The sequence below is a fragment of the Paraburkholderia sp. BL27I4N3 genome (assembly GCF_003386115.1).
GTDB lineage: Bacteria > Pseudomonadota > Gammaproteobacteria > Burkholderiales > Burkholderiaceae > Paraburkholderia.
This window is the reverse complement of sequence record NZ_QREJ01000001.1, coordinates 4,920,405-4,943,068: the sequence shown is the minus strand read 5'-3', so window position 1 is coordinate 4,943,068 and position 22,664 is coordinate 4,920,405. Positions and strand designations below refer to the sequence as shown.

At 62.9% G+C, this 22,664-nt stretch carries 16 protein-coding genes; 9 read left to right on the top strand and 7 right to left on the bottom strand.

The features are described 5' to 3' along the window. Positions 1–86: 86 nt before the first annotated feature. The 4 genes from B0G71_RS22515 to B0G71_RS22500 all read right to left on the bottom strand — a co-directional run bounded on the left by B0G71_RS22515 (position 87) and on the right by B0G71_RS22500 (position 6,158). A complete protein-coding gene (locus B0G71_RS22515) occupies positions 87–1,346 on the bottom strand; it encodes a cytochrome c (protein ID WP_116144277.1) in 1,260 nt (419 codons plus the stop codon). Then, positions 1,343–2,107 carry a (2Fe-2S)-binding protein gene (locus tag B0G71_RS22510; protein WP_116144275.1) on the bottom strand — a complete coding sequence of 255 codons (765 nt, stop codon included), beginning with the start codon at positions 2,105–2,107 and terminating at the stop codon, positions 1,343–1,345. Before B0G71_RS22510 ends, B0G71_RS22515 begins: the two co-directional genes overlap by 4 nt. Continuing rightward, positions 2,104–4,932: a xanthine dehydrogenase family protein molybdopterin-binding subunit gene (locus B0G71_RS22505; protein WP_116144273.1), complete on the bottom strand. Its 2,829-nt coding sequence runs from the start codon at positions 4,930–4,932 to the stop codon at positions 2,104–2,106. Before B0G71_RS22505 ends, B0G71_RS22510 begins: the two co-directional genes overlap by 4 nt. A 470-nt stretch (positions 4,933–5,402) precedes the next feature. Next, positions 5,403–6,158 (bottom strand): DeoR/GlpR family DNA-binding transcription regulator, encoded by a 756-nt coding sequence (locus B0G71_RS22500; RefSeq protein ID WP_116144271.1) that lies wholly within the window; start codon positions 6,156–6,158, stop codon positions 5,403–5,405. Between the two features lie 122 nt (positions 6,159–6,280). Between B0G71_RS22500 and B0G71_RS22495 the strand changes: the two genes are divergently transcribed. Together B0G71_RS22495 and B0G71_RS22490 are read left to right on the top strand one after the other, a co-directional pair. After that, positions 6,281–6,868 carry an NUDIX domain-containing protein gene (locus B0G71_RS22495; protein ID WP_116144269.1) on the top strand — a complete coding sequence of 196 codons (588 nt, stop codon included), beginning with the start codon at positions 6,281–6,283 and terminating at the stop codon, positions 6,866–6,868. Positions 6,869–7,092: 224 nt separating this feature from the next. Then, positions 7,093–7,422, top strand: a complete 330-nt coding sequence (locus B0G71_RS22490) for a hypothetical protein (protein ID WP_106280770.1) — start codon at positions 7,093–7,095, stop codon at positions 7,420–7,422. A gap of 134 nt (positions 7,423–7,556) precedes the next feature. On the opposite strand, the gene B0G71_RS22485 is transcribed toward B0G71_RS22490, so the two are convergent. Further along, positions 7,557–8,558, bottom strand: coding sequence for an aldo/keto reductase (locus B0G71_RS22485; RefSeq protein WP_116144267.1), 1,002 nt, complete (start codon positions 8,556–8,558; stop codon positions 7,557–7,559). Between the two features lie 251 nt (positions 8,559–8,809). On the opposite strand from B0G71_RS22485, the gene B0G71_RS22475 reads away from it, so the two are divergent. After that, positions 8,810–9,811 (top strand): LysR family transcriptional regulator, encoded by a 1,002-nt coding sequence (locus tag B0G71_RS22475; RefSeq protein ID WP_116144263.1) that lies wholly within the window; start codon positions 8,810–8,812, stop codon positions 9,809–9,811. Here the strand turns inward: B0G71_RS22475 and B0G71_RS22470 are convergent. Further along, positions 9,735–10,895, bottom strand: coding sequence for a porin (locus B0G71_RS22470; protein WP_116144261.1), 1,161 nt, complete (start codon positions 10,893–10,895; stop codon positions 9,735–9,737). The genes B0G71_RS22475 and B0G71_RS22470 overlap by 77 nt on opposite strands. Positions 10,896–11,423: 528 nt before the next feature. On the opposite strand from B0G71_RS22470, the gene B0G71_RS22465 reads away from it, so the two are divergent. Next, positions 11,424–12,533, top strand: a complete 1,110-nt coding sequence (locus tag B0G71_RS22465) for an OpgC domain-containing protein (protein ID WP_116144259.1) — start codon at positions 11,424–11,426, stop codon at positions 12,531–12,533. 175 nt (positions 12,534–12,708) lie between these two features. Beyond that, the gene (locus B0G71_RS22460; protein WP_116144257.1) at positions 12,709–13,614 is read left to right on the top strand and encodes an alpha/beta hydrolase family protein; all 906 of its coding nucleotides are present in this window, start codon (positions 12,709–12,711) and stop codon (positions 13,612–13,614) included. Positions 13,615–13,625: 11 nt separating this feature from the next. On the opposite strand, the gene B0G71_RS22455 is transcribed toward B0G71_RS22460, so the two are convergent. After that, positions 13,626–14,708: an AI-2E family transporter gene (locus B0G71_RS22455; RefSeq protein WP_116144255.1), complete on the bottom strand. Its 1,083-nt coding sequence runs from the start codon at positions 14,706–14,708 to the stop codon at positions 13,626–13,628. Between the two features lie 374 nt (positions 14,709–15,082). Between B0G71_RS22455 and B0G71_RS22450 the strand changes: the two genes are divergently transcribed. The 4 genes from B0G71_RS22450 to B0G71_RS22435 all read left to right on the top strand — a co-directional run bounded on the left by B0G71_RS22450 (position 15,083) and on the right by B0G71_RS22435 (position 22,609). Further along, the gene (locus tag B0G71_RS22450) at positions 15,083–15,364 is read left to right on the top strand and encodes a DUF3331 domain-containing protein (RefSeq protein WP_012426819.1); all 282 of its coding nucleotides are present in this window, start codon (positions 15,083–15,085) and stop codon (positions 15,362–15,364) included. A gap of 273 nt (positions 15,365–15,637) precedes the next feature. After that, the gene (locus B0G71_RS22445) at positions 15,638–18,223 is read left to right on the top strand and encodes an adenosylcobalamin-dependent ribonucleoside-diphosphate reductase (RefSeq protein ID WP_116144253.1); all 2,586 of its coding nucleotides are present in this window, start codon (positions 15,638–15,640) and stop codon (positions 18,221–18,223) included. Between the two features lie 457 nt (positions 18,224–18,680). Next, entirely contained in the window at positions 18,681–20,426 is a 1,746-nt protein-coding gene (locus B0G71_RS22440) for a methyl-accepting chemotaxis protein (protein WP_116144251.1), read from the top strand. A 311-nt stretch (positions 20,427–20,737) separates the two neighbouring features. Beyond that, positions 20,738–22,609: a thiamine pyrophosphate-binding protein gene (locus tag B0G71_RS22435; RefSeq protein ID WP_309546263.1), complete on the top strand. Its 1,872-nt coding sequence runs from the start codon at positions 20,738–20,740 to the stop codon at positions 22,607–22,609. The last annotated feature ends 55 nt before the right edge of the window (positions 22,610–22,664 follow it).

Here is a 22,664-nt window from a genome sequence, read left to right as displayed (position 1 = left end):
GACGCCCTTAACAACCCGAGGCGTCGGTTTCTGCGAATGCCTGCGCACAGCGCCCTGACGGTAGGCGCCGGAAGCACATCAAAGGTTCAACGCAGTGCTTTCACCGCATCCGCCGTCACATCGGCAGGCTGGCCGCCCCACGTCGCACGCAGATAATTGGCGAGTTGCGCGAGTTCCATATCGCTGAGTTGCGTGGCGAAGCCAGGCATCTCCTGCATCCGCTCGAGGCCCGGAAAATCCTGCGCGCCGATGCCGTCGAGCATCGCCACAATCAGATTGTGGGCATCGCTTTGACGCAGCGTCGAATTGCCGTGCATCGGCACGGCAACATGCGGCTTGCCCTCGCCGTTCAATCCATGACAGCCCGCGCACACGCCCAGATACACGTTGCGCCCTGCTTCGAGCTGAGCGGCATCCGCGGAAACCGGCTGCAGCGGTTGCGGCGCGGGGGCCTGGTCGCCGAGCAGGTAGGTCGAGATCGCGCGCAAGTCCTCATGCGTCAGGTACTGGCTGCTCAGATGCACCACGGGATACATCTCGCCGAATGCCGAACCCTGCGGCGCGATGCCGGTGGCGAAGAACGTCTGCAAATCCGCCGCGGTCCAGCCGCGAGCCGCGAGACCATGCGGCGTGATATCCGGCGCCGCGATCCGGCCGAGCGCCGCGCCGGTCAACGGCTTGGCACCGTCGAGCTGGCCGAACGTGCCGCGCGGCGTATGACACTCGGTGCAATGGCCGAGCGCGCTCGCCAGATAGCGTCCGCGATTCCACTGCGCCGTCTGTCCCGTCGACGCATCCGGCAACGCGTCTTCCAGGAACATCCAGTTCCAGAAACGCACGCCGAAACGCAGCGTGAACGGGAACGACAGTTCGGGCTCGTGGTTCGCCACCGCGGCCGGCTTCTGCGCCATCAGGTACGCGTAGATCGCATCGCTGTCCGCGCGCGACAGCCGGCGGTACGACGTGTACGGCATGGCCGGATAGAGCTGCTTGCCCGGCGCGACGCCATCGTGCAGGGCCTTGTACAGGTCGTCCGCGCTCCAGTTGCCGATACCGTGGTCCTTGTCCGGCGTGATGTTCGTGCCGTAGAAGGTGCCGAACGGCGAAGCAAGCTTCACGCCGCCGGCGAACGGCGCGCCGTCTGCCGCAGTGTGGCAGGCGGCGCAATCGGCGGCTTTGACGAGGTAGCGGCCGCGCGCGAGTGGATCGGCGGCGGTGGCTTGCGGTCCCAATGCGGCGGCCGCGGCCAGTGCGGCGGAGTCGTCGTGCTTACCGCCGCACGCGCTCAGCGTGAGCACCGTACCGAGCAGCAAGAGCGTGCGGCGCAAGGTGATGGGTCGCCTCATTGTGCGGCGTCCTTTACGAGGCCCGGCGTCGTCAGCACGACTTCCTTCACGGCTTCGTAGTAGCGCACGTAGCCCGTGCAGCGGCAGATGTGATCGTTCAACGCTTCGGTAATGGTTTCCTCGACCTTGTCTTTAGCGACCGGCTGACGCTTCAGGCGTTCGATCAACACGGTCGCCGCGTTGACGAAGCCCGGCGTGCAATAGCCGCACTGAAAACTGAAGTGCTCGAGAAACTTCTGCTGGATCGGTGCCAGTTCGACGACCTCGCCAGCTTCGTTGCGCTTCGCGTGGCCTTCGATCGTGCGAATGGACTTGCCGTGAAAAAAATTCGCGCCGGTGATGCAGGTGCGCACTTCTTCGCTGGTGCCGTCCGGTTTGTCGACGATCACCACACACGCGCGGCAAACGCCCTGCCCGCAGCCGAGGCGCGAGCCGGTCAAGTGAAGATACTCGTGCAGGTAGTCGATCATCATCAGGCCGGCGGGCACATCGGTCGGGCCGACGATCTCGCCGTTCACCTTGATCGACAGCGGCATCGAGCGGAATTGCGTCAGCGGTCGCTCGACCGCGCTGGCTGCGGACGCACCCGCAGGCGCGCTGGCAGCGACGGCAGCCGAAGCCGCGGCGACGCCGCTCGCCTGAGTGGCAGAAGAACCGCTTGCAGAGGCGGCGTAAGCGCTGCTTGCGGAAGCGCCACTTGCTGCAGCAGCGCTCACCGCGCCACTAGCGACATTTGCGTTGGTTTGATTGGGGGCCGTCATGCGAGCACCTCCTGAATACGTTGCGGGGTGACCGGCAGGTCGGTAAAGCGATGCCCGATCGCGTGCGCGATCCCGTTCACGATGGCGCCGACCACGGGAATCATCACCACTTCGGCGATGCCCTTCGGCGGATCGGTTTCGGTCAGCGGCGGCAGCACTTCGCCGGTCTGCGTCCAGACGGCGACGTCCGTCGCGCGCGGCAAGTGGTAACGATTGAAGTTCCACGTGCCGTTGCCGGGACCGTCTTCGTAGAGCGGCAGATATTCATGCAGCGCGTGGCCGATGCCCATCGCCAGACCGCCTTGCAACTGGCCGGACACGAGTTGCGGCGAGATCTGATTGCCGCATTCCATGATCGAGTGATGCGCGAGCAGCTCGACCTTGCCGCTTGCTTCATGCACCGACAGTTCGACCAGCGTGCCGACCGCGCTGTAGTACGTCACGGCCGCGTTGTTGCGCTGGACCGGCGGAATGAACACACGCTGACGATCCAGCACGCGATAGCGATTCGGCGTGGTCTGCGTCTTCTGCTTATCGGCCGACGCGCTGTCGCCGTAGCGCACCGCGAGCCCGTCGAGCGGCCAGCGCTCGATGCTGCCGTCGATCTCGAAGTCCGCTTCGGTCCACTGCCACCGGTTGAACACGTGCACGGTCGCGCCGGTCACGAGTCCGAGTTCGTGCGCCTTCTTCGCGAGCTGTTCGAACGGCAGCGCTTCGAGGCCTGCCGCGGAGAGCTTGCCGTCGACCCAGCGCGCGTCTTCGATACGCACCAGCAATGGCGCGGCCTGGCCGCCGCCAATGCCCTGGCTCCAGATCGACATCGCCGCCGGCCACAGACCATGCGTGAACACGACGCGCGCCGCTTCGCGCGTGCTGTTCGTGAAGTAGTAAGCGGAATTCGTCGCGCTCGAGGGCGACGCGTAACCCGGCGACCAGCGCGGATTCGCCGCGAGTTTGTCCTGATCGGCTTGCGACATCATGTACGGATCGCCGCTCGTCACCACGGGCAGATCGGGCCAGTCGGTGATGGCAACGTGCACGTCGGTGGCCGGCTTGCCGAGCCATTTCGCCACCGCGACGGCCTGCGAGGTCGACATGCCGGTGCCGATTTCGGCGGCCGTGTGTTGCAGGCTGATCTTGCCGTCGGCACTGAATTCGACCTTCGCGAACGAAGTCTCCGCGCCGGTGCCGAAGTCCTTCTGCACGCACGCGAAGCCGACGCCGTAACGCTTGCCCGGATGCGCCGCTTCGAACTCGGTCTTGCGCTTTGCGCGGTTCGTCCACAGCGGATGCAGCTTCGCTTTGTTCAGCACATCGTCGACGCGAATCGCGCCGGCCGGCACCGCGCCTTGCGTGTTTTTCATGCCGGAACGCAGCGCATTTTTCAGGCGGAACTCGATCGGATCGAGTTCGAGCTGCGCGGCGATTTCATCGATCATCATCTCGGTCGCGGCCATGCTCTGCAGCGTGCCGTAGCCGCGTGCGGAACCCGCGTCGATCGCGCGCGAAGCAATCGCCACCGCCGACAGATCGTTCTTCGGGAAGTAATAGATCGACTGCGCGGCCGTCGCACCGACCATTGCCACCGACGGCGAGAAGTTGCAACGTCCGCCGCCGTTCGCTTCCATCTGCGCCTTGAACGATTGCAGCAGGCCGGTTTTTTTATCGACGGCGATGCGGTAGTTCATCTTGAACGCGTGGCGCTTCAACGAAGTCTGGAACTGCTCGTAGCGATCGTTGGCGAGGCGCACGGGACGGCCGTCCGAATACATTGCGCAAACGAGGCCGTAGAACGGCACGTTGAAGTGATCCTTGGAACCGTAGCCCACCGTGTAACACGGGTGGAGGAACAGATGCTTCACCGGGAACGCGCACTTCGCGACCATCTCGGCCGCGCTGTCGGCAACCTCCGACGGCGCCTGGGTCGGCACGACCATATGCAGCGATTGCGTCGCCGCGTCGTACCAGCAGTTCGCGTTGTCGGGCTCGAGCGCGGCCGTGTCGATCGACTGCGTGTTGTACTCGCGCTCCATCACCAGCCAGTCGGCCGACGGCTGATCGAGTTCCTGCTGGATGCGCGCGGCGTGGAACATGCCCTGCTCGTCGAGCTTGCCGTGTTCGACGCCGTCCGGCCACACCGGCTGGTGCTTGCGCATCATGCTCGGGAAAACAGGCGCGTCTTTCAGACTGGAGAAGGTGTCGTCGTCGTACGGCGTCTTGCCCCCGACGCGCACGAAGCGGAACGTGCCCCACGGATCGCGTTCGAGCGCGCCGGTCGACGCTCCGTAACGGATGATCTGATCCTGAAACTTCAGCTTGTCTTTTGCGAAGCGGAAGCGCGCGAAGTCGTGATAGATCAGGATCGCCACCGCCTGGCCGAGATACGCGGGCGTCTTGCCCGGCGGCAACAGCATGTCGTCGCCGTAGAAAGCCGGGAAGATCAGGCCGTCGCGCGCCAGATCGGCGGCGGTGATCACGCGGTCCGGCTTCAGTTCGTCGCCGAGCAGCGACAGGTCGAAGCCTTCGTAGCTGCGGTCGGCTTGCGTCGTGCGCAGAATGAAAGCGTGCGATTGCTGCTGCGGCCAGTGCGGCATGTCGGCGGCGCGAATGTCGCGCGCGAACACTTTCGAGCCGGTGACCTTGGCGATCCCGTCGATGCGGAATTTCGCCTGACCGTTGGCCGCATCCCACTGCACGGGTGTCAGGATTTTCTCTTCGAACAACGCAGCGAATGCGCGGCTGCCCATCGGCGCGATATACACCGACACACCCGCCAACACGCTGGCCTTCAGAAAACTGCGACGCGAAAGGTCGAGTTTCCCCATGGACTTCTCCTTTAGTGAATACGGCGGCAACCCGGCCTCGTGGGGCTTCCATCGGGGCGGCTCGCGAGGTAACCGTTCCGGCGTCGTTAGAAAGACGCGGGGCGCGGACCGTCGCACGCGAGCGTCTGTGTGCGTGCTGGCACACACGACGAACTTGCGCTGAACGGCTATCACCACGAGGGAGGTATTCGAACCGCGGACGCTATCCAACGTCCGGGCGTACCGGCGACCTGCGACGACCGTCACTTCGGTCGCGCCGCAGTCGATCTGATTGACCTTGAACTACCGTGAGTTGCCTTTCCTTGCCCCACAGAGGGCAAGGGGCGCGATTATCGCGTTAATTCGCCGCAGCGTGCGTCAAATTTTGTGCACTATCTCGCAAATAACGGATCTGGTATGAGGCGCCATATTCACGGGACTACAGCGGTTTTTGGCGCTCTATTTTTTGGTTTTTTAATCAGTATGTCGAACTATGCACGCACGATGCTGATGCCCAAGGCCTCGAACGGCGAGGTCAACGCCTCTTCCGTGTTCCGCTCGACGACGATCGCACTGGCCGCCGTGACATCCGCGATCTTGTACGCCGAGGCCGCATTGAGTTTTTCCGCCGACGCCAGCACCACCGTCTCCGCGGCATGCTCCGCGAACGCGCGTTTCACATAGGCCTCTTCCCTATCGCCGGTGCTCAGGCCCGCTTGCGGATGCACGCCGGTCACGCCCATGAAATACAGGTCCGCGCGAATGTGGCTGAGCGCTTCGATGGCCGCGGCGCCAACGTTGACCATCGAATGCCGGAACAGGCGGCCGCCGATCATCACGACCTCGAGCTGGGCATGCTCCGCGAGTTCGACGGCAACGCTCGGGCTATGCGTGACGATCGTCGCCCGCAAGTCGCGCGGCAGATGGCGCGCCAGTTGCACGGCCGTCGTGCCACCGTCGACGAACGCAATCTGGCCGTGCGCGATCATGCCCGCCGCCGCCCGGCCGATCGCCGCCTTCGACGCCAATTCGATCCGCTCGCGCCCGGCAAAATCCACTGCCGCCGGCGACGCCGGCAGTGCGCCGCCATGCACGCGCTGAAGCTGGCCTTCGGCGGCGAGTTCGCGCAGATCGCGGCGAATCGTGTCCTCGGAGACTTCGAATTCAGCGCTCAAGCTTTTAGCGATCACTTGCCCGTTGCGCTTGAGCGCGTCGAGTATCAGCTGCTTTCTTTGCGATGTGAGCATGGCGGTGGTCCTCAGCGGATTTTCGCGGGTTTGCACGAAATTACTTGTTTTTGCACGATATCGCACGATACCATGATTCGCATACGGAGCGAACCGCGTTTCCCACTGACAGGATACGAGCCATGAACGAAACCGCCGAACGGGTCAGGATTGTCGACGTCGAGGTGCTGTCGGACGACTGGTACGTGCTGAAAAAAACCACCTTCGACTACCGGCGCGCCGACGGCAGTTGGCAGCGCCAGAGCCGCGAAACCTACGACCGCGGCAACGGCGCGACGCTGCTGCTCTACGAACCGCAGGGGCGCACGGTCGTGCTGACGCGGCAGTTCCGGCTGCCGGCGTTCGTCAACGGTCATCACGGCATGCTGATCGAGACGCCGGCCGGGCTGCTGGAGACCGCGTCGCCGGAAGAGCGGATTCGCGCGGAAGTCGAGGAAGAAACCGGCTACCGTGTGCACGACGTCCGCAAGGTCTTCGAGGCCTTCATGAGTCCAGGTTCGGTCACGGAGAAGCTGCACTTTTTCGTCGCTGAATACGATGCAGTGGCGAAAGTCGGCACGGGCGGCGGCCTCGCTGACGAAGGCGAGGACATCGAGGTGCTGGAACTGCCGGTGGAGAATGCGCTGGCGATGATCGAGCGCGGCGAGATCGTCGACGGAAAGACCATCATGCTGTTGCAGTACGCCAGGTTAAATCTGTTCGGCACCTAGCTCAAAACATGGCGAGTTTCCGTACTTTTCGGACTGATCTTAAGCGGCATTAGGAAAAGGACGATAGGTTGGACAAGGCAATAAAAATATTCTTGCGTATCCCGTTGAGGTCGACCGGCGCCGTAGTCAAGGCGGTGCCGGTTTTATCGAATGGAAAACCTTTCCGTCAGAATATTTTCGATGCGCCGCTTTTTGTCAAGGCGGTGCATACAGCCGAGGTTCAAATGGATTCTCTCAGTTCAGCAAGCCGATTCATGAGCGGTTTTTTCTTCGGCACGCTGATTGCCGCCGTCGTCATGGTGCTCCTGTGCAATGCCGGCGAATTTTCGCCGTTCATGGCCAAACTGCATGCGCTGGAACAGGTTATCCTGACCGCGCTGATTTCCATCGTCATCGTCGATGCAAAGCCGTTGGCCTACAAAACCGTGTGGCGCGAGCGCCGCTGCAGCTTCGTCCTGGATGAAGATATCAACGCCACGCTTCGCGGCCGGACCTTCGGCATTCCGTTCGGCGTGATCGTCGGCATTCTGTTTCAGAATTACGTGATGAATTGAGCGTTAATCCGGTTTAAATACACTGCTCGATATTCACTGCATTCAATCCGCGCGCCTTGTGATAATCCTTATCCAAGGCGCGCGATTCGTTTTACCTCTTCCCTTTTCCCACTGCTGGCTGATCGATTAGCCGATCAATGCCCGCTGCGTTCGCTGTCCAGATGCGCCATCTGCACTTCGTTGTAGCGCGAGCCCGCCACGGCGTCAGGCGGAATCGCCGCTTCGATGCGGGCCAGTTCGTCGGCGCCCAGTTTCAAGCCGGTGGCGGCGAGCGCATCCGTCAACTGGCCGCGGCGCCGTGCGCCGACCAGCGGCACGATGTCGTCGCCGCGTGACAGCGCCCACGCGATTGCCAGTTGCGCCGGACTGGTGCCGCGCGCGTCGGCGATCCCGCGCAACGTTTCGACCAACGCGAGATTGCGCTCGAGGTTCTCGCCCTGAAAGCGCGGGCTCACGCTGCGAAAATCCTTCTGCGCGCCGCGCTCTTTCGACCACGCGCCGCTCAGCAAACCACGCGACAACACGCCGTACGCCGTGATGCCGATGCCGAGTTCACGGCACACCGGCAAGATTTCGGCCTCAATGCCACGCGACATCAGCGAATATTCGATTTGCAGATCCGCAATCGGCGCGACGGCCCGCGCCCGGCGCAGCGTGTGCGCGCCGACTTCCGACAAACCGATCTGACGCACGTAGCCTTCCTTCACCAGATCGGCGATAGCGCCGACGGTCTCCTCGACCGGCACCGCCGGGTCGAGTCGCGCGGGACGGTAAATGTCGATATAGTCGGTGCCGAGCCGCCGCAGCGTGTAAGCGAGGAAATTGCGCACCGCCACCGGCCGCGCGTCGAAGCCGATCCAGCCGCCGGCCGGATCACGCATTCCGCCGAATTTCACGCTGACCACCACGTTCTCGCGCTGACGCCCTTGCAGCGCGTCGCGGATCAGCATTTCGTTGTGGCCCATGCCGTAGAAGTCGCCCGTGTCGAGCAGCGTGATGCCGGCGTCGAGCGCCGCGTGAATCGTGGCGATGCCTTCGTCGCGGTCGGCCGGACCGTATAGATCGGACATGCCCGTGCAGCCGAGGCCGATGGCGGAAACTCGCGGGCCTTGCTGGCCCAGTTGACGTGTATTCATTGCGTGCCTTCCCGAAGTCGTTTGATCGCGTTGAGGATGACGGCGAACCGGCGTGTCTGAAGGTGCGCTTGCAGCCGCGCCTGAAGCCGCGCTTACAGGCGCGTTCGCCAACTCTGAACGGCATTCTGCGCCTGGCCCGCCTAGCGATAAAGGCGCGCCGCTCGATCAGATTGGTCGAAAACGGTTAACAATCGGCACAATGGAAAGCCACCGAACCCGGCCCGAGCGGGCTCAGACGGAGAGCATCGTCGATGGATCACTTGCAGGCCATGAAAATCTTCGCGCGCGTCGCGCAACTCGGCAGCTTCACCAAGGCCGCCGAGCAGATGCAGCTGCCGCGCCCCACCGTGAGCAACGCGATCCAATACCTGGAAAGCCATCTGCGCGTGCGGCTGCTTCAGCGCACCACGCGGCGCGTCGCGCTCACGCCCGAAGGCGCCGCTTATCACGAGCGCTGCGTCCAGGTGCTAGCCGATATCGACGACGCCGAGGCGCTCTTCGCCGATGTCACCACCGGCCCGCGCGGTGTGATCCGCGTCGACTTGCCGGAGCGGCTGGCGTTGCACGTGGTGATTCCCGCGCTGCCGGATTTCTTCGCGCGCTATCCGGACATTCGCGTCGTGCTGAGCGCGACCGACCGCATGATCGATCTGATCGAGGACGGCGTCGATTGCGCGGTGCGGGTCGGCAGCATGAGCGACACGACGCTGGTCGCGCGGCGCATCGGCGAGTTCGAGCAGTTCAATTGCGCGTCGCGCGGCTACATCGAGAAACATGGCCTGCCGCGTACGCCCGCCGATCTGGACGAGCATGTCGCGGTCGGTTTTTTCTCCAGCCGCAGCGGGCGCGATCTTGACTGGGAATATCTGGAACAAGGCGAACTGAAGACGGTGGCAATGCGCAGCGCCGTCTCGGTCAACAGCGCGCATGCCTATATCGGCTGTTGCCTCGCCGGACTCGGCATGATTCAGGGGCCGGTCGGCGGCGTGGATGCGCTGCTGTTCGAGAGCGGTGAGCTCGTCGAAGTGCTGAAGGACTGGAGAGCGCCGCCGCTGCCGGTGTCGGTGGTATTTCCCCATGGCCGGCATCTGGCGCCGCGCGTGCGGATTTTCGTCGACTGGGTGGCGGAGTTATCGGCGCCAGGACGCCCGCGCGGTACGGTCAGGCAAGGTGAAATCAGAACTTATGCCGGATCGCCGCGCGCACCACGACCTGCTTCGAGGTCGATGACGGCGATTGCGTGCCGACGTTGAAGGCATCGTCCAGAATCGAATAGGTCGTGTCGCCGGTCACCTGCTGATACTGGCCCTGGATGTAGACATCGGTGCGTTTGGACAGGTTGTAATCCGCCATCAAACCGAACGAGTGAATTTTCGGCTTCACGCCGCCGGTCGAGGCGTCGTAGGTTTCCATCGTGTACACGTACTGCGCGCCGACGAACAGCATCGGCGAAATCTGATACTTGCCGTTCACCTCGAAGTTCTGATACTTCAGCGAGTTCAGCAATACGCCCGGCGGCACGAGCGGCGTCACGCCGAGATAGCCGTTGCCGGTCGGGTCCAGATAGTTCGAATTGGTATAGACGAAGCCGGCTGTCGCCGGCCCGAATGTGTAAGTGATGCCGCCGCCGAACACGCGCATGCGGGCGGCGATGAAACTGGCGTCGTTCGCCGTGATCGCACCGTTCGCGCCATTGCCGGGATTGTCGGCCTGCAGATAGGCCGCGGCCACCAGCAGGCCGCCATACGTATACTGGCCGCCGAAACTGTACGCGCGATTGTTAGCGAAGTTTGTGTCGTTACTGAAGCTATACACGCCGCCGAACTGGAAGCCGGACAGCGACGGACTCGTGTACTTGACCGAGTTGTCGAGCCTGAACGAGTTGTCCGTATTGTCGTTGTCGTACGGGTGCGAGAAGAGCGAGCCGGCCCAGTTGCCGTTCGCCGTGGTCTGGGCCAGATAGTCGACCACCGAATCGTACTGGCGGCCGAACGTCAACGTACCGAACCGGTTCGCGCTCAAGCCGACGAAGGCCTGGCGGCCGAACATGCGGCCGCCCTGATTGAGCCGCCCGGAACTCACGTCGAAACCGTTTTCCAGCTGGAAGATCGCCTTCAGGCCGCCGCCCAGGTCCTCGGCGCCTTTCAGCCCCCAGCGGCTGCCTTGCGCAAAGCCGCTCGCCAGTTCATAGACATGGCCGCGGCCGACATTGTTGGTGTAGTTGATGCCTTCGTCGAGCACGCCATACAGCGTGACGCTCGTCTGCGCCAGGGCGGGCGCGGCGAAAGCGGCGGACATGGCGGTGGAGACAGCTAGCGCGAACACTTGCTTGTTCATGACGATCTCCCTGCACTCGAGCAATGGGACAACTCGATCCGGCCGCTTGTTCTTCGCGCCTCGCACGGTGCTGCACCGACCTCGACGCGCTTTACAGAAATCCTCACACGCCGTTAGGCCGCCGTCCATTGGGTGTCGTGTCGATATCTAAAAACGTTGCAAAATCTCCACTTGGTGCGGCGGGCCCTGTTGTCGCGGCGCTCATTGAGGTAAACGGCGCAACGCCACACGGACTTGACACCGGCGGCGCGCCCGCACCGCGCGGGCCGCCTTGCCCTGTCTCAAGCCGATTTGTCACGAAAAGAAATATAATCGCGAACTTCTTGCGGCGGCGCAGCGGAACTCCGCGCCGCCACCCGGGTCACTTTTATCGCCTCCTGCAACCGTGCCGCGTCCGGCCGGTTGGACAGCGGCGACGCGGGTCGCGTATCCGCCCCGGCATCCCAATCCAATTTCTAAAAGCCTTGTGAGACGCCTGCCGCGCTGAACCAGCGCGCCGTCGCACGGGGTTTGCTTTTGGCGAACACAATGCAAAAGTCGCAATCCCGCCTGATCGAACTCGATTTTTTTCGGGGGCTGGTCCTTCTGATCATCGTCGTCGACCACATCGGCGGCAGCATTCTGTCGCGCGTCACGCTGCACGCCTACGCACTATGCGATGCCGCCGAGGTGTTCGTGTTCCTCGGCGGCTTTGCGACCGCCACAGCTTACGCGGCGCTGGCCGAACGGCGCAACGAGACGATCGCGCGCAGCCGCTTCCTGCGGCGCTCGCTGGAAATCTACCGGGCATTCCTCGTCACCGCCGCGCTGATGCTGCTGGTCAGCGCCGCGCTCAGCGCGTTCAGCATCGACGGGCCAAATCTCGCCACCACGGATCTCGACGATCTGATGGACACCCCGCTCGCGGCGCTCGGCGACATCCTGCTGTTCCGCCGCCAGCCGTATCTGGCTTCGGTGCTGCCCATGTACGCGTTCTTCGCGCTGCTGGTGCCGATGATCCTGCCGCTCGCGCGCAGCAAGCCGTGGCTGCTGCTGGCCGGCAGCGTCGCGTTGTGGGCCGGCGCGCCGGCCATCGACGCCTACCTGCCCGCCGCGCCGGACATGCACTGGGATTTCAATCCGTTCGCATGGCAGTTGCTGTTCGTGCTCGGCGTGCTGGCGCGTTGCCAGCCGGTTTATCAACGCGTGAGCGCACACCGTCTGAGCTGGCTCGTCAGCCTGCTGGCGTTCGCCGTGGTCGCGGCCGCCGCTTACTACAAGCTGTTTATCGAGCACGAGCCGCTCGATGCCAGCCTCAAGCAAAACCTCTCCTATCTGCGGGCTGTCAATTTTCTCGCCGTCGCATGGCTCGTCGCCAATGTGATTCAGCTCGGCTGGGCAAGAAAGCTCGCGCAATGGGTCCCTTGGGTCGGCGTGATCGGCCGCAAAGGGTTGCTGTGCTTTATCGCCGGCGCAGTGATCTCGCTCGTCGTCGACTCCGTGTTGTACGCGGCGACGGACGGCTATCTGAACTATCCGCTCGGACTTCTCGCGGATGCGATCGCGATCGGCGCGCTGTTCGCGGTGGCGCTGGGCGCGGAGCCGCTCAAGCGCCTGGCCGGCCGGTTGTATGGCGGGCGGCTGCGCACGTCGCCCTGAGCGATATGCATGCGGAATGGCGCGGGCTCACCGCCTGCCGGTCCCGGGCCATTTCTCCCCCACTCACTCATGTTCCATGCAATCGTCCGCTGAGTTCGCTAGCGGTCAAAATGTTCCGCCGATCCTGATAGCATGACGGCCGCGCCCGACCTGCGCGGCGGCCTCCTACTCTGACATGCGTCTATTCCTACGTTCCGCCCTCGTTGCGCTCTGCGCAGCCTCGATCAGCGCGCCGGTGCTCGCCAGCACCGTGATCAGCCGCAGCTTCCATTCCGACGCCCTCGGCCGCGATTGGGCCTACACGATCTATCTGCCGACCGGCTATCGCCATGACGCCGGCCGCCTGCCCGTGCTGTATCTCCTGCACGGCAATAACGGCGACGCCAACGACTGGATCACGCAAGGCCATCTGCAGAGCACGGCCGACGCATTAATCGAGCATAAGGACATGCCGCCCGTCGTGATCGTGATGCCGCAAGGCGGCACGGACTGGTACGTCGATCGCAAGGAGAAGATGGAGACCGCGTTCTTCGACGATCTGCTGCCCGAGATCGAGGCGCGCTATGCGGTCTCGACGCAACGCGCCGCACGGATGATCGGCGGTGTCTCCATGGGCGGTTTCGGCGCGCTGCGTTATGCGATGACGCAACCCGAGCGCTTCTGCGGCGCGCTGCTGCTCAGCCCCGCGATCTATCCAAACGAGCCGCCGCGCGCGTCGGCCGCGCGCCGCGTCGGTGTGTTCGGCGAGCGCGAATTCGACGCGCACATCTGGCACGAACTCAACTATCCGGCGCAATGGGACCGCTACATGAGCCGGCCGTCCCGTCTGCCGATGTTCATCGCCGCTGGGGACGACGACCTCGCGATCCAGGCCGATGCGTCGTCGCTGTATACGCACCTGCGGCTGGCGGGCAATCCGGCGGCGCTGCGCATAATCGACGGCGGTCATACGTGGGACGTCTGGAGCGCGCTGCTGCCCGCCGCGCTCAAATACACGCTCGGTTGCGTGAAGTCGCAGCCCCAACAGCAACCGCAGCAGCAGCCGCCGCCGCTGGATCATCCGTCAAACCAGCGGCCGTAAAACTCGTGCAACTATCTCACGAGGTCGGTCCACAACACCATCAGCACGGTCATTAGCGCGGGACCGATGAAGATGCCAAGCAGGCCGAACGTTTCCGCTCCGCCGAGTATGCCGAACAGCACGAGCAGGAACGGCAAACGCGTCGAGTTGCCGATCAGTACCGGCCGCACGAAGTGCTCGGCGATGAACACCACGACCGAGCCGAACACGGCGAGGCCGACACCCGCCGCGACCGAGCCTTGCGAGGCCAGCCACAAGGCCGCGAGACCGAAGGTGAGCGGCGCGCAGAACGGCAGCATGGCGGCGACTGCGGTAACGAGCGCGAGCAGCGCGACATGCGGCAAGCCCGTCACGAAATAGGCGACGCCCAGTAACGCGCCCTCGCCGAGTCCGACCACGACCAGTCCCGACACCGTCCCGCGCACCGCCGTGGCCATGCGTAGCAGAAGCTGCGCGCCCTCTTCGCCAAAGCCACGCCGCATGCCTTTGAGCAGCGAGCCCGACAGGCGCGGTCCCGCCTGAAAAATCACGAACAGCGTGATCAGCATGAAACCGAACACTGCCACGGCATGCGCCGCGCGCGCGCCGAAGTGCCGGCCGAGCGTCATCACCGTGGTGCTGTGCAGCCCTTTCATGGCCGCCGATCCCCGCAGCGGCTGAGCGAGATTGGCCTGCCACCACGCGGCAGCCTGCTGCGCGCCGAACGGCAGATGCTGGATGAAATCGGGCAACGGGATGCCGTTTTCCTGCGCGTCTTTGAACCACTCGCTCATGTCATGCGCTTCGCGCAGCGCCTGGGCAATGCCGATGCCCACCGGCAGCACGACCAGCAACGCGATCGCCAGCGTCAACACGGCTGCGATCAGCGTCGTGCGGCCGGAGAACCAGCGGTTGCGCTCGACCCTGCGCAACAGCGGCCACAGCGCGATCGCAAGCACGGCGGCCCATGCCACCACCGCGATGAAGTCGCGCACGACCCACAACGCCAGCAAGACCAGGCCGATGTACAGCACGAGCGAGGCCGCGTTCTGCTTCTTCAGGCAGTCCGGCACCTCAGGCGGTTCAGGCGGTGCGACAGGCGGGCGTGAATTCATGTGAGCTCTTATGGTTTTTCGAAGGTGCCCCTCAGGGGCTTTCTTCGGCGTGTGTGCGCGAGCCGACCGGAAAAATGCAAAACCGCTACACTGCCATTGCCCGGTCGCTCATCAATAACCACATCTTAAAGGAAGCCCCGGCGCCCCCTTGCAGGCGGTACGCTTGTCTCACTACGTACAACACTGCGTTGCAAAAATCCGACCTATCGTAAATTCAGCATGACAATGGCCCGCGAAGGCCCGTCTTTTCGGGATAGCGCGAATGTCAAATTTTATTGTTGCTGTTTGAAGAACAGTGTTTCAACCGCCGCACAATGGCTATCCGGCGCGCGCGGGACTACATTCGGCACACCACACATACGGAGCCGACGACGATGACCTTAGAGTCCATCCCCCTTGACGGTACCCATGGCGTCCGCATCGAAATTCTCGAGCGCTCGGACACGACGCTCGTGATTCGCTGGGTCGAGCCGGGAAAATGTCACTACGGCGAGCAGCGGTGGCGGCGCAGGTCGGCACATACGTCAGGAACGTGTGCAGTATCGCGCCGCAAGATTCGCCGTGGCGACGCCGTGTTCAAACCGGCCGAGCGGCCAGCGCCGCTGAATGCTTCCGCCATGATCTGCGCTGAACTGCTGGAGTGCGTCGAGGCGTAACGCATCAATCCCTGCCGGCGTCGCGTGCGCGCTCTGCCAATGCGCCTGACGCGCCCGATTCGCCCGGCGGCCCAACCCACATAGCGGCACGCGCATCGCGCGCAACCTGCTTCACGCCGTGGGTAAAACACCCTCTGATTGCGGCCCCTCGCCACGTGCGTTAAGGTGGACGTCGTTGCGTCAAGTCACCTGCCCGCTCCACGCGCGGCGCTAGCGTGACCCGCACTTCACCTACCGCGCCGTGCCCCGTGCGGCGCCGATTGAGGGCATACCATGGCCGAAGACACGCCGGAAACCCGCACGCCAATCGCGCCACCCGCGCCCCCCGTACCTCCCGCTCCCCTCGTCGCACCGCAACAATTCTCCCTGGACGTCCTGCTTGAAAAGTACGCGAAAGGCGACGAGCAATCCGCCGACGACGTATTCAAGCGGGTCGCGCGCGGCGTCGCCGAGGCCGAACCGCAAGCGCTGCGCGAATCGGTCGAGGCGCTGTTCGTCGACAACCTGCGGCACGGCGCGCTCGGCGCCGGCCGCATCATGAGCGCGGCGGGCACCGGCATTGCGGCCACGCTGATCAATTGCTTCGTGCAACCCGTGGGCGACGCAATTCAGGGCGTCGACGAACAAGGCCTGCCCGGCATTTACGTCGCCTTGCTGCAGGCGGCCGAAACCATGCGCCGCGGCGGCGGAGTCGGCTACAACTTCTCGGCGATCCGTCCCAAAGGCGCGCGCGTTCATACCACCAGTTCGTCGGCGTCCGGTCCCTGCAGTTATATGGATGTGTTCGATGCGTCGTGCCGCACGGTGGAGAGCGCCGGGTCGCGGCGTGGCGCGCAGATGGCCGTGCTCGACTGCGACCACCCCGACCTGCTGGAGTTCATCGAGGCCAAGCATTCGAAAGGGCGCTGGAACAACTTCAACGTCTCGGTCGGCGTGACCGATGAGTTCATGCGCGCCGTCGAGGAAGACCAGCCCTGGCAACTCGTGCATCGCGCCGAACCCTCGCCCGCCCAGCGCGCGGCCGACGACGTGCGGCAACGCGAAGACGGCCTGTGGGTCTACAGCGAACGCCCAGCGCGCGCGATCTGGGATCGCATCATGCGCTCCACTTACGACGTCGCGGAACCCGGCATCGTGTTCATCTCGCGCATGAACGATGACAACAATCTGCGCGCCGTCGAAACCATCCGCGCCACCAATCCGTGCGGCGAGCAACCACTGCCGGCGTACGGCTGCTGCAATCTCGGGCCGCTGAACCTCACGCGCTTCGTGATCGACCCGTTCGCGCAGATGAAAGGCCGCAAGCCTTCGTTCGACTGGGACGGCCTCGCCCGACGCACGCGCACGCAGGTGCGCTTTCTGGACAACGTGCTCGACGTCACGCTGTGGCCGCTGCAGCAGCAATACGACGAGTCGCGCGCCAAGCGGCGCATCGGCGTGGGCTTTACCGGCCTCGGCGATACGCTCGTCATGCTCGGCTTGCGCTACAACTCGCAGGAAGGCCGCGACTTCGCCGTGCGCATCGCGCAAGTGATGCGTGACGAGGCGTATCGCGCGTCCGTGGACCTGGCGCGCGAGCGCGGCGCGTTTCCGCTTTTCGATGCGGCGCGTTATCTGGAAGCCGGCACGTTCGCCTCGCGCTTGCCTGAGGACATCAAAGAGGCCATCCGTCGCGATGGCATTCGCAACAGCCATCTGCTCTCCATCGCGCCGACCGGCACGGTAAGCCTCGCCTTCGCGGACAACGCGTCGAACGGCATCGAGCCGGCCTTCTCGTGGACTTATACGCGCATGAAGGTAATGGCCGACGGCGGGCGCGAATCCTTCGATGTCGAAGACTACGCGTATCGGCTTTATCGCGAGCTAGGCGGCGACACGAGCAAGCTGCCGGATTATTTCGTCAGCGCACTGGAGATGTCCGCACGCGACCATCTCGACATGATGGCGGCTGTGCAGCCGTATGTGGACACGTCGATCTCGAAGACGGTGAACGTGCCCGCCGACTATCCGTTCGAAGCGTTCGAAAGCCTCTACTTCGATGCGTGGAAAAACGGCCTAAAGGGTCTCGCCACCTATCGTCCGAACGAAACGCTCGGCGCGGTGCTGAGCGTGAGCCCCCCGCAAGCCGACGACACGCTGACCGAGAGCGATCTCGATCCGCTGCGTATCGCGATCGATCATCGGCCCAGGGGCGAGTTGCCCGCGATCATCGAGAAGGTCGAATATCTGACGCAGTTGGGCAAGAAGTCGCTTTACGTAGCGGTATCGTTCATCGAGGTCACGGGGCGGCTCGGTGGCGAAGACGTCACCATCGAACGGCCTATCGAGTTCTTCATTCCGACGGGTCAGCGCGACGAATCGCAGCAATGGATCACGGCGACGATGCGCTCGCTGTCGCTGGCGGCGCGCGGTGGTTTCGTCGCGCGCAATCTGCAAGACATGCGCAAGGTTTCGTGGGATCGCGGGCAAGTGCGGCTCGGCGACGTGCAGCGCCTCGACGGACATCGCGCGCCACGCTGGCACGATTCGGAAGTGGCCGCCCTCGCCTTCGCGATCCAGCAGATTCTGCACCGGCGCGGCTTTCTCGATGCCGAAGGTAACCAGGTGCCCTCGCGCATGCTGGCGCGTTTGCCGCGCGGACAAATGCGGGCTGAGACCGCATTGCCGGCGGATTTCGGCATTCGTCCGCATCCCGTTGAGACTGATGCCGACGCTCTCGCGTTGACGCAGCCGGGCGGCGCGCAAGGCCTGCATACGATGCTCGGGCGCAAGTGCGGGTCGTGCGGGGCGAATGCGGTGATTCGCAAGGATGGCTGCGACTTTTGCACTGCCTGTGGCGAGGTGGGTGCGTGCGGGTAGAGAGGGTGCGAGGTGCTGTCCGCTGAGAACTGTGGGGCGCACCATAAAATGAAATATCGACCGCATAAAATGAAATGTTGCATTTCGTGCAATGTTCAAGCGAATGTCCGTCCCGCGCCCGCCTGCTACGCAGGCGGGCGCTTTTAAATCGGCTTCCATCTCACCCCGGTATCACCGTTGCCGCCCATGCTGGACGACACACCACTCGATAGCCCGCGTCCAGACGCACGGCCGTCGCGCCTCGCTTCGCCCCGAAACATTACAAAAAGTTAACTTGAAGGCCGGCGGAAAGAAAATTTACGCGTAAACGTGAATTTGTATGAAGAATAAATTCATGCTGCCGTTAACTCCCTACATGAACCACATGTCGCACACGCTGCCCACCCACCTCACCTTGGGAGGGACGGCCGGACGATCTTCACCTGTTCAGGTTTCTTTCACGTCGACGAAGCTAGCTATGAATATTGGCAATATGAAACTGGGCACCAAACTGATCAGCGCCTTCATCCTGGTATCGGTGATCAGCGCTATCGTCAGCGTGATCGGTGTTCGCAGCATGGGCCAGATTAACGCGAACGCGGATATGAGCTATCGATTGGATCTCGTGGGGCTTAACCGGATCCAGCAAGCGAACGCCGATGTGCTGCGAGCCGGCACATATCTACGCAACGCCATTCTGGCCGCCACGGCCGAGCAGCGGACTGCCTCTATTGCTCAGGCCGAAAAAGCTTTGACCTCGGCGCGCGAACACCTCAATCAAGCCGAACCCCTCGTCTATACCGAGAAAGGCAAAGCCACGTTTGCCGAGCTCGATCAAAGCTGGCACGACTACATAGAGGCTTTCAATGAAATGAAAGGCCGGATCAGCGCTGCGGGGCTGCAGGATCAAGCTGCGCTGACTTCCTATCTGTTGGGCGAATACCACGAGAAGGGATTCAAGACGCTAGTCCTGATGGGCACGCTCGTCGATGTGAAACAGGCCGATGCACAAACGACGGCCGGATCCAACGATCAGGTGTACGAGGAAGGCCGCAATCTGATGCTGGTTCTGGTGGCGTTGTCGATGTTGATCGGTGCGGGAATCGGCGTCTGGATGGCACGCAGTTTGACACGGCAGTTGGGAGGCGAGCCGGCGACAGCCGCCAATCTGGCAAAAAGCGTGGCAGCCGGCGATCTCAGCGTAAGCATCGATCTACGGCGCGGCGACATGAACAGCCTCATGGCATCGCTGAAGGCGATGCGTGACGCGCTATCGCGCGTCGTGGCAGAGGTCCGCGAAAGCGCCGAAGGGGTGGCCACGGCGAGCGTGCAGATTGCGCAGGGGAACCTGGATCTGTCGAGCCGCACCGAGGAGCAGGCAGCATCGCTCGAAGAAACCGCTTCGAGCATCGAAGAACTGACCGCTGCAGTGCGTCACAACACGGACAACGCGAAGCAGGCGGCAACGCTCGCCGGCACCGCCTCCGGCATCGCGCAGCAAGGCGGCGAGGTCGTCGGGCGGGTGGTCGATACGATGCGCGAGATCTCCGGCAGTTCGGCCAAAATGTCCGAGATCATCGGCGTGATCGAGGGTATTGCATTCCAGACCAATATCCTTGCGCTCAACGCAGCGGTCGAGGCGGCTCGTGCCGGCGAACAGGGACGTGGATTTGCAGTCGTGGCCGGAGAAGTCCGCGCGCTCGCGCAGCGCAGTGCCAGCGCGGCAAAGGAAATCAAGGACTTGATTGCCGATTCGGTCAGCCGGTTCGAGGTGGGCTCAACCCTTGTCGAACAGGCGGGCGGCACGATCAATGAGATCGTCGCATCGGTGAAACGCGTCACCGACATCGTCGGCGAAATCTCATCGGCGTCGCAAGAACAGAGCACCGGCATCGAACAGGTCAACCAGGCGGTCAATCAGATGGACCAGGTTACCCAGCAGAATGCCGCGCTGGTGGAAGAAGCTTCGGCGGCAACGCAGGCGATGGCACAGCAGGCGAAGGACCTGCGCGCAGCGGTCGCCTTCTTCAAGGTCGACGATAGGCAAGTCTCTCTGTCACCAGCGAATGCGCCCTCGAAGGAAACACAGCGCGCGCCGTCGAAGGTTCATACGTCATCCCCCGCGAGATTGACGAAACCCGCGGCGGCGCCACGCCTTGTAGCCGGCGGCAGCACCGAAGTAGCGGCCAACACCGCACAGGCTGCCGACTGGCAGACATTCTGAACAGGTCAGCACATGGTTGCACGACAAGCGGTGGCTGAACACACCGCAGCACTGGACTCACGCGTGCGATAGCGTGAATAACGTCTGGTCGCTCCGGCTTTGTCATTGAGGCAATGCACGCGAGCGACGTTGCAGCACAGGAAGAGTACTCACGGATGGAGACACGGGGCCGCTGCAAGCGGGCTCGATGAAACAGCACGAGACGCGACTGCAGCCGCTGTGCAGCGCGTTCAAGCCGTCTCGCTGTCTCCAGATGCCGGTTGTGTCCGGCTTGATCGCGTTGCTTCTTCGAGGCCACACGCGGTGACCGGATGAGGGATAGTGAGATCCGATTAAAGGTTTCTGCTCGGATCGTACTCAAGAATATGGAATCACGCGCCCCACTAAACGTATCGAAATCGGTCGTGAAGTCGTTGGAAGCCGCGAAAATCGACCACGTATTCCTGGTGCCGGGGAAGATGATTTATCCCCTGCTGGATGCAATCGACAAGTCGCCGTCGATCCGCGGAATTGTTTGCGCACATGAGACCAGCAGTGCTTTCATGGCTGACGGTTATGCGCGGGCCAGCCGGAAGTTCGGTGTCTGCGTCGGCATCTCCGGACCAGGCACCATGAATTTCGTGCCCGGCATGGCGGCCGCCCATGCAGACCGGATTCCCATGCTCTACATTGCCGGCGGTGTCTCGTCGCGAGCGGAAGGCAAAGGCGCGTTCCAGGACGCTACGCTGAGCGGCATTTTCGAAAGCGGCGTCGTAAAGAGTCTGGTGGAAAATGTGGTCGAGCTGAAGAACAAGGACAATCTTCAAGCCGAAATGCGGCGCGCGATGGATGGGCTGAACTGGATGCGTCGAGCGCAGTCTTTCGTCAGCATTCCTGTCGACGTTCAGCAGCAGGAAGCTCTGCCCGGTCAGGAAGTATCGCGACAACCTTACGACCATGGCGAGTTCAATGCATCCGGGGTCCCCGCAAACCATGCAGCATTGCATGCCTTATGCGACCAGTATTTGCTCACATCGAAGCGAGTCGCGTTTCTGATCGGCAGTCGCGGCAATGACCCGGAAACTGCAAAGGCCTTACTCGACGTGGCCGAGAAATTTTGCATTCCTGTTGCAACTACGCTATCGGGGAAAGGCGCGTTTCCTGAAGATCATGTCCTTTCGCTCGGCGTGTACGGATTCGCGGGCCACTCGCGGGCCGTTCGCGTCATCAACTCGGACGAACTCGATGTTCTCGTCGTATTCGGCAGCGACCTGAACCAGCGCGACAGCATGAACTGGACAGAGAAGCTGCCTGCCGGGAAAGAGTTGATCATCTTCGACGACAGCTTTGATGCGCCCGCCATGGGGCATGTCGCGCGCGGTCGCGTGTTCTCCGGGATTCGTGCCACATTCCGCCTGCTTTCAAAGATGTTCGCTGACTGGGGCGCCGACTTTCACACCGTTCTGGAACGAAGAAAAGCATGGACCGCCGAAGTGAACCAGACCCCTCTGTACGACGATAAATTCGAACAACCCGGCGCGTGGGACATGGATGGCGATGAATCGCTCTATACAGGAGACGTCGTCAAGCAACTGTGCCGACTAATGCCGAAGGACGCCAACGTCGTGGTTGATTCCGGCGCCCACCGGATATTCATGGCTCATTACTGGCTTTCGTCGGGCATTGGCAATTACTTTTCCTCCAGTTCGCTCGCGCCGATGGGTTGGGCAATCGCCGCCGGGATCGGCATCAAGCTTGCAGCCCCGGAACAACCATGCGTCGTAGTGACTGGAGACGGGTGCATGCTGATGCACGGAATGGAGATCCAGACCGCAGCCCGATACGACGTCAAGATGCTTTACATCGTGTTGAATAATTCGGCGCATGGCGCAGTCCATATCGATGCGATCAGCAAAGGCTCCATTCCGGAGCGGTTCACCAGGCTGCCGAGCCATAATTGGGCGGCGTTTGCGGCTTCGCTCGGTGTCGCCGCGCGCAGGGTCGAGCGCCTTCAGGATCTGGCTGATGCGCTGAGCGAGGCGTCCCGACGTAACGGTCCGTTCCTGATTGAAGTGATGACCGGGGTTTTTCCCGCACCGAACCGGTACTACGCGGAAAGCGCGCTCAGTGCCTCACCGACTGAATCCGCACGTACGGCCTCACTACGCGGTCACGCCGCTGTCGTTCGGCACGTACAAGCTTGACTGCCGGCAAACCCTGAAGAACTGGATCTCGGAGACGATACTCCTGAGTTGCTGC

What these genes read in the sequence shown, in the direction of transcription:
- B0G71_RS22515 (WP_116144277.1), bottom strand. Translation starts at nt 1,346, where the DNA reads ATGAGGCGACCCATCACCTTGCGCCGCACGCTCTTGCTGCTCGGTACG.
- B0G71_RS22510 (WP_116144275.1), bottom strand. Translation starts at nt 2,107, where the DNA reads ATGACGGCCCCCAATCAAACCAACGCAAATGTCGCTAGTGGCGCGGTG.
- B0G71_RS22505 (WP_116144273.1), bottom strand. Translation starts at nt 4,932, where the DNA reads ATGGGGAAACTCGACCTTTCGCGTCGCAGTTTTCTGAAGGCCAGCGTG.
- B0G71_RS22500 (WP_116144271.1), bottom strand. Translation starts at nt 6,158, where the DNA reads ATGCTCACATCGCAAAGAAAGCAGCTGATACTCGACGCGCTCAAGCGC.
- B0G71_RS22495 (WP_116144269.1), top strand. Translation starts at nt 6,281, where the DNA reads ATGAACGAAACCGCCGAACGGGTCAGGATTGTCGACGTCGAGGTGCTG.
- B0G71_RS22490 (WP_106280770.1), top strand. Translation starts at nt 7,093, where the DNA reads ATGGATTCTCTCAGTTCAGCAAGCCGATTCATGAGCGGTTTTTTCTTC.
- B0G71_RS22485 (WP_116144267.1), bottom strand. Translation starts at nt 8,558, where the DNA reads ATGAATACACGTCAACTGGGCCAGCAAGGCCCGCGAGTTTCCGCCATC.
- B0G71_RS22475 (WP_116144263.1), top strand. Translation starts at nt 8,810, where the DNA reads ATGGATCACTTGCAGGCCATGAAAATCTTCGCGCGCGTCGCGCAACTC.
- B0G71_RS22470 (WP_116144261.1), bottom strand. Translation starts at nt 10,895, where the DNA reads ATGAACAAGCAAGTGTTCGCGCTAGCTGTCTCCACCGCCATGTCCGCC.
- B0G71_RS22465 (WP_116144259.1), top strand. Translation starts at nt 11,424, where the DNA reads ATGCAAAAGTCGCAATCCCGCCTGATCGAACTCGATTTTTTTCGGGGG.
- B0G71_RS22460 (WP_116144257.1), top strand. Translation starts at nt 12,709, where the DNA reads ATGCGTCTATTCCTACGTTCCGCCCTCGTTGCGCTCTGCGCAGCCTCG.
- B0G71_RS22455 (WP_116144255.1), bottom strand. Translation starts at nt 14,708, where the DNA reads ATGAATTCACGCCCGCCTGTCGCACCGCCTGAACCGCCTGAGGTGCCG.
- B0G71_RS22450 (WP_012426819.1), top strand. Translation starts at nt 15,083, where the DNA reads ATGACCTTAGAGTCCATCCCCCTTGACGGTACCCATGGCGTCCGCATC.
- B0G71_RS22445 (WP_116144253.1), top strand. Translation starts at nt 15,638, where the DNA reads ATGGCCGAAGACACGCCGGAAACCCGCACGCCAATCGCGCCACCCGCG.
- B0G71_RS22440 (WP_116144251.1), top strand. Translation starts at nt 18,681, where the DNA reads ATGAATATTGGCAATATGAAACTGGGCACCAAACTGATCAGCGCCTTC.
- B0G71_RS22435 (WP_309546263.1), top strand. Translation starts at nt 20,738, where the DNA reads ATGAGGGATAGTGAGATCCGATTAAAGGTTTCTGCTCGGATCGTACTC.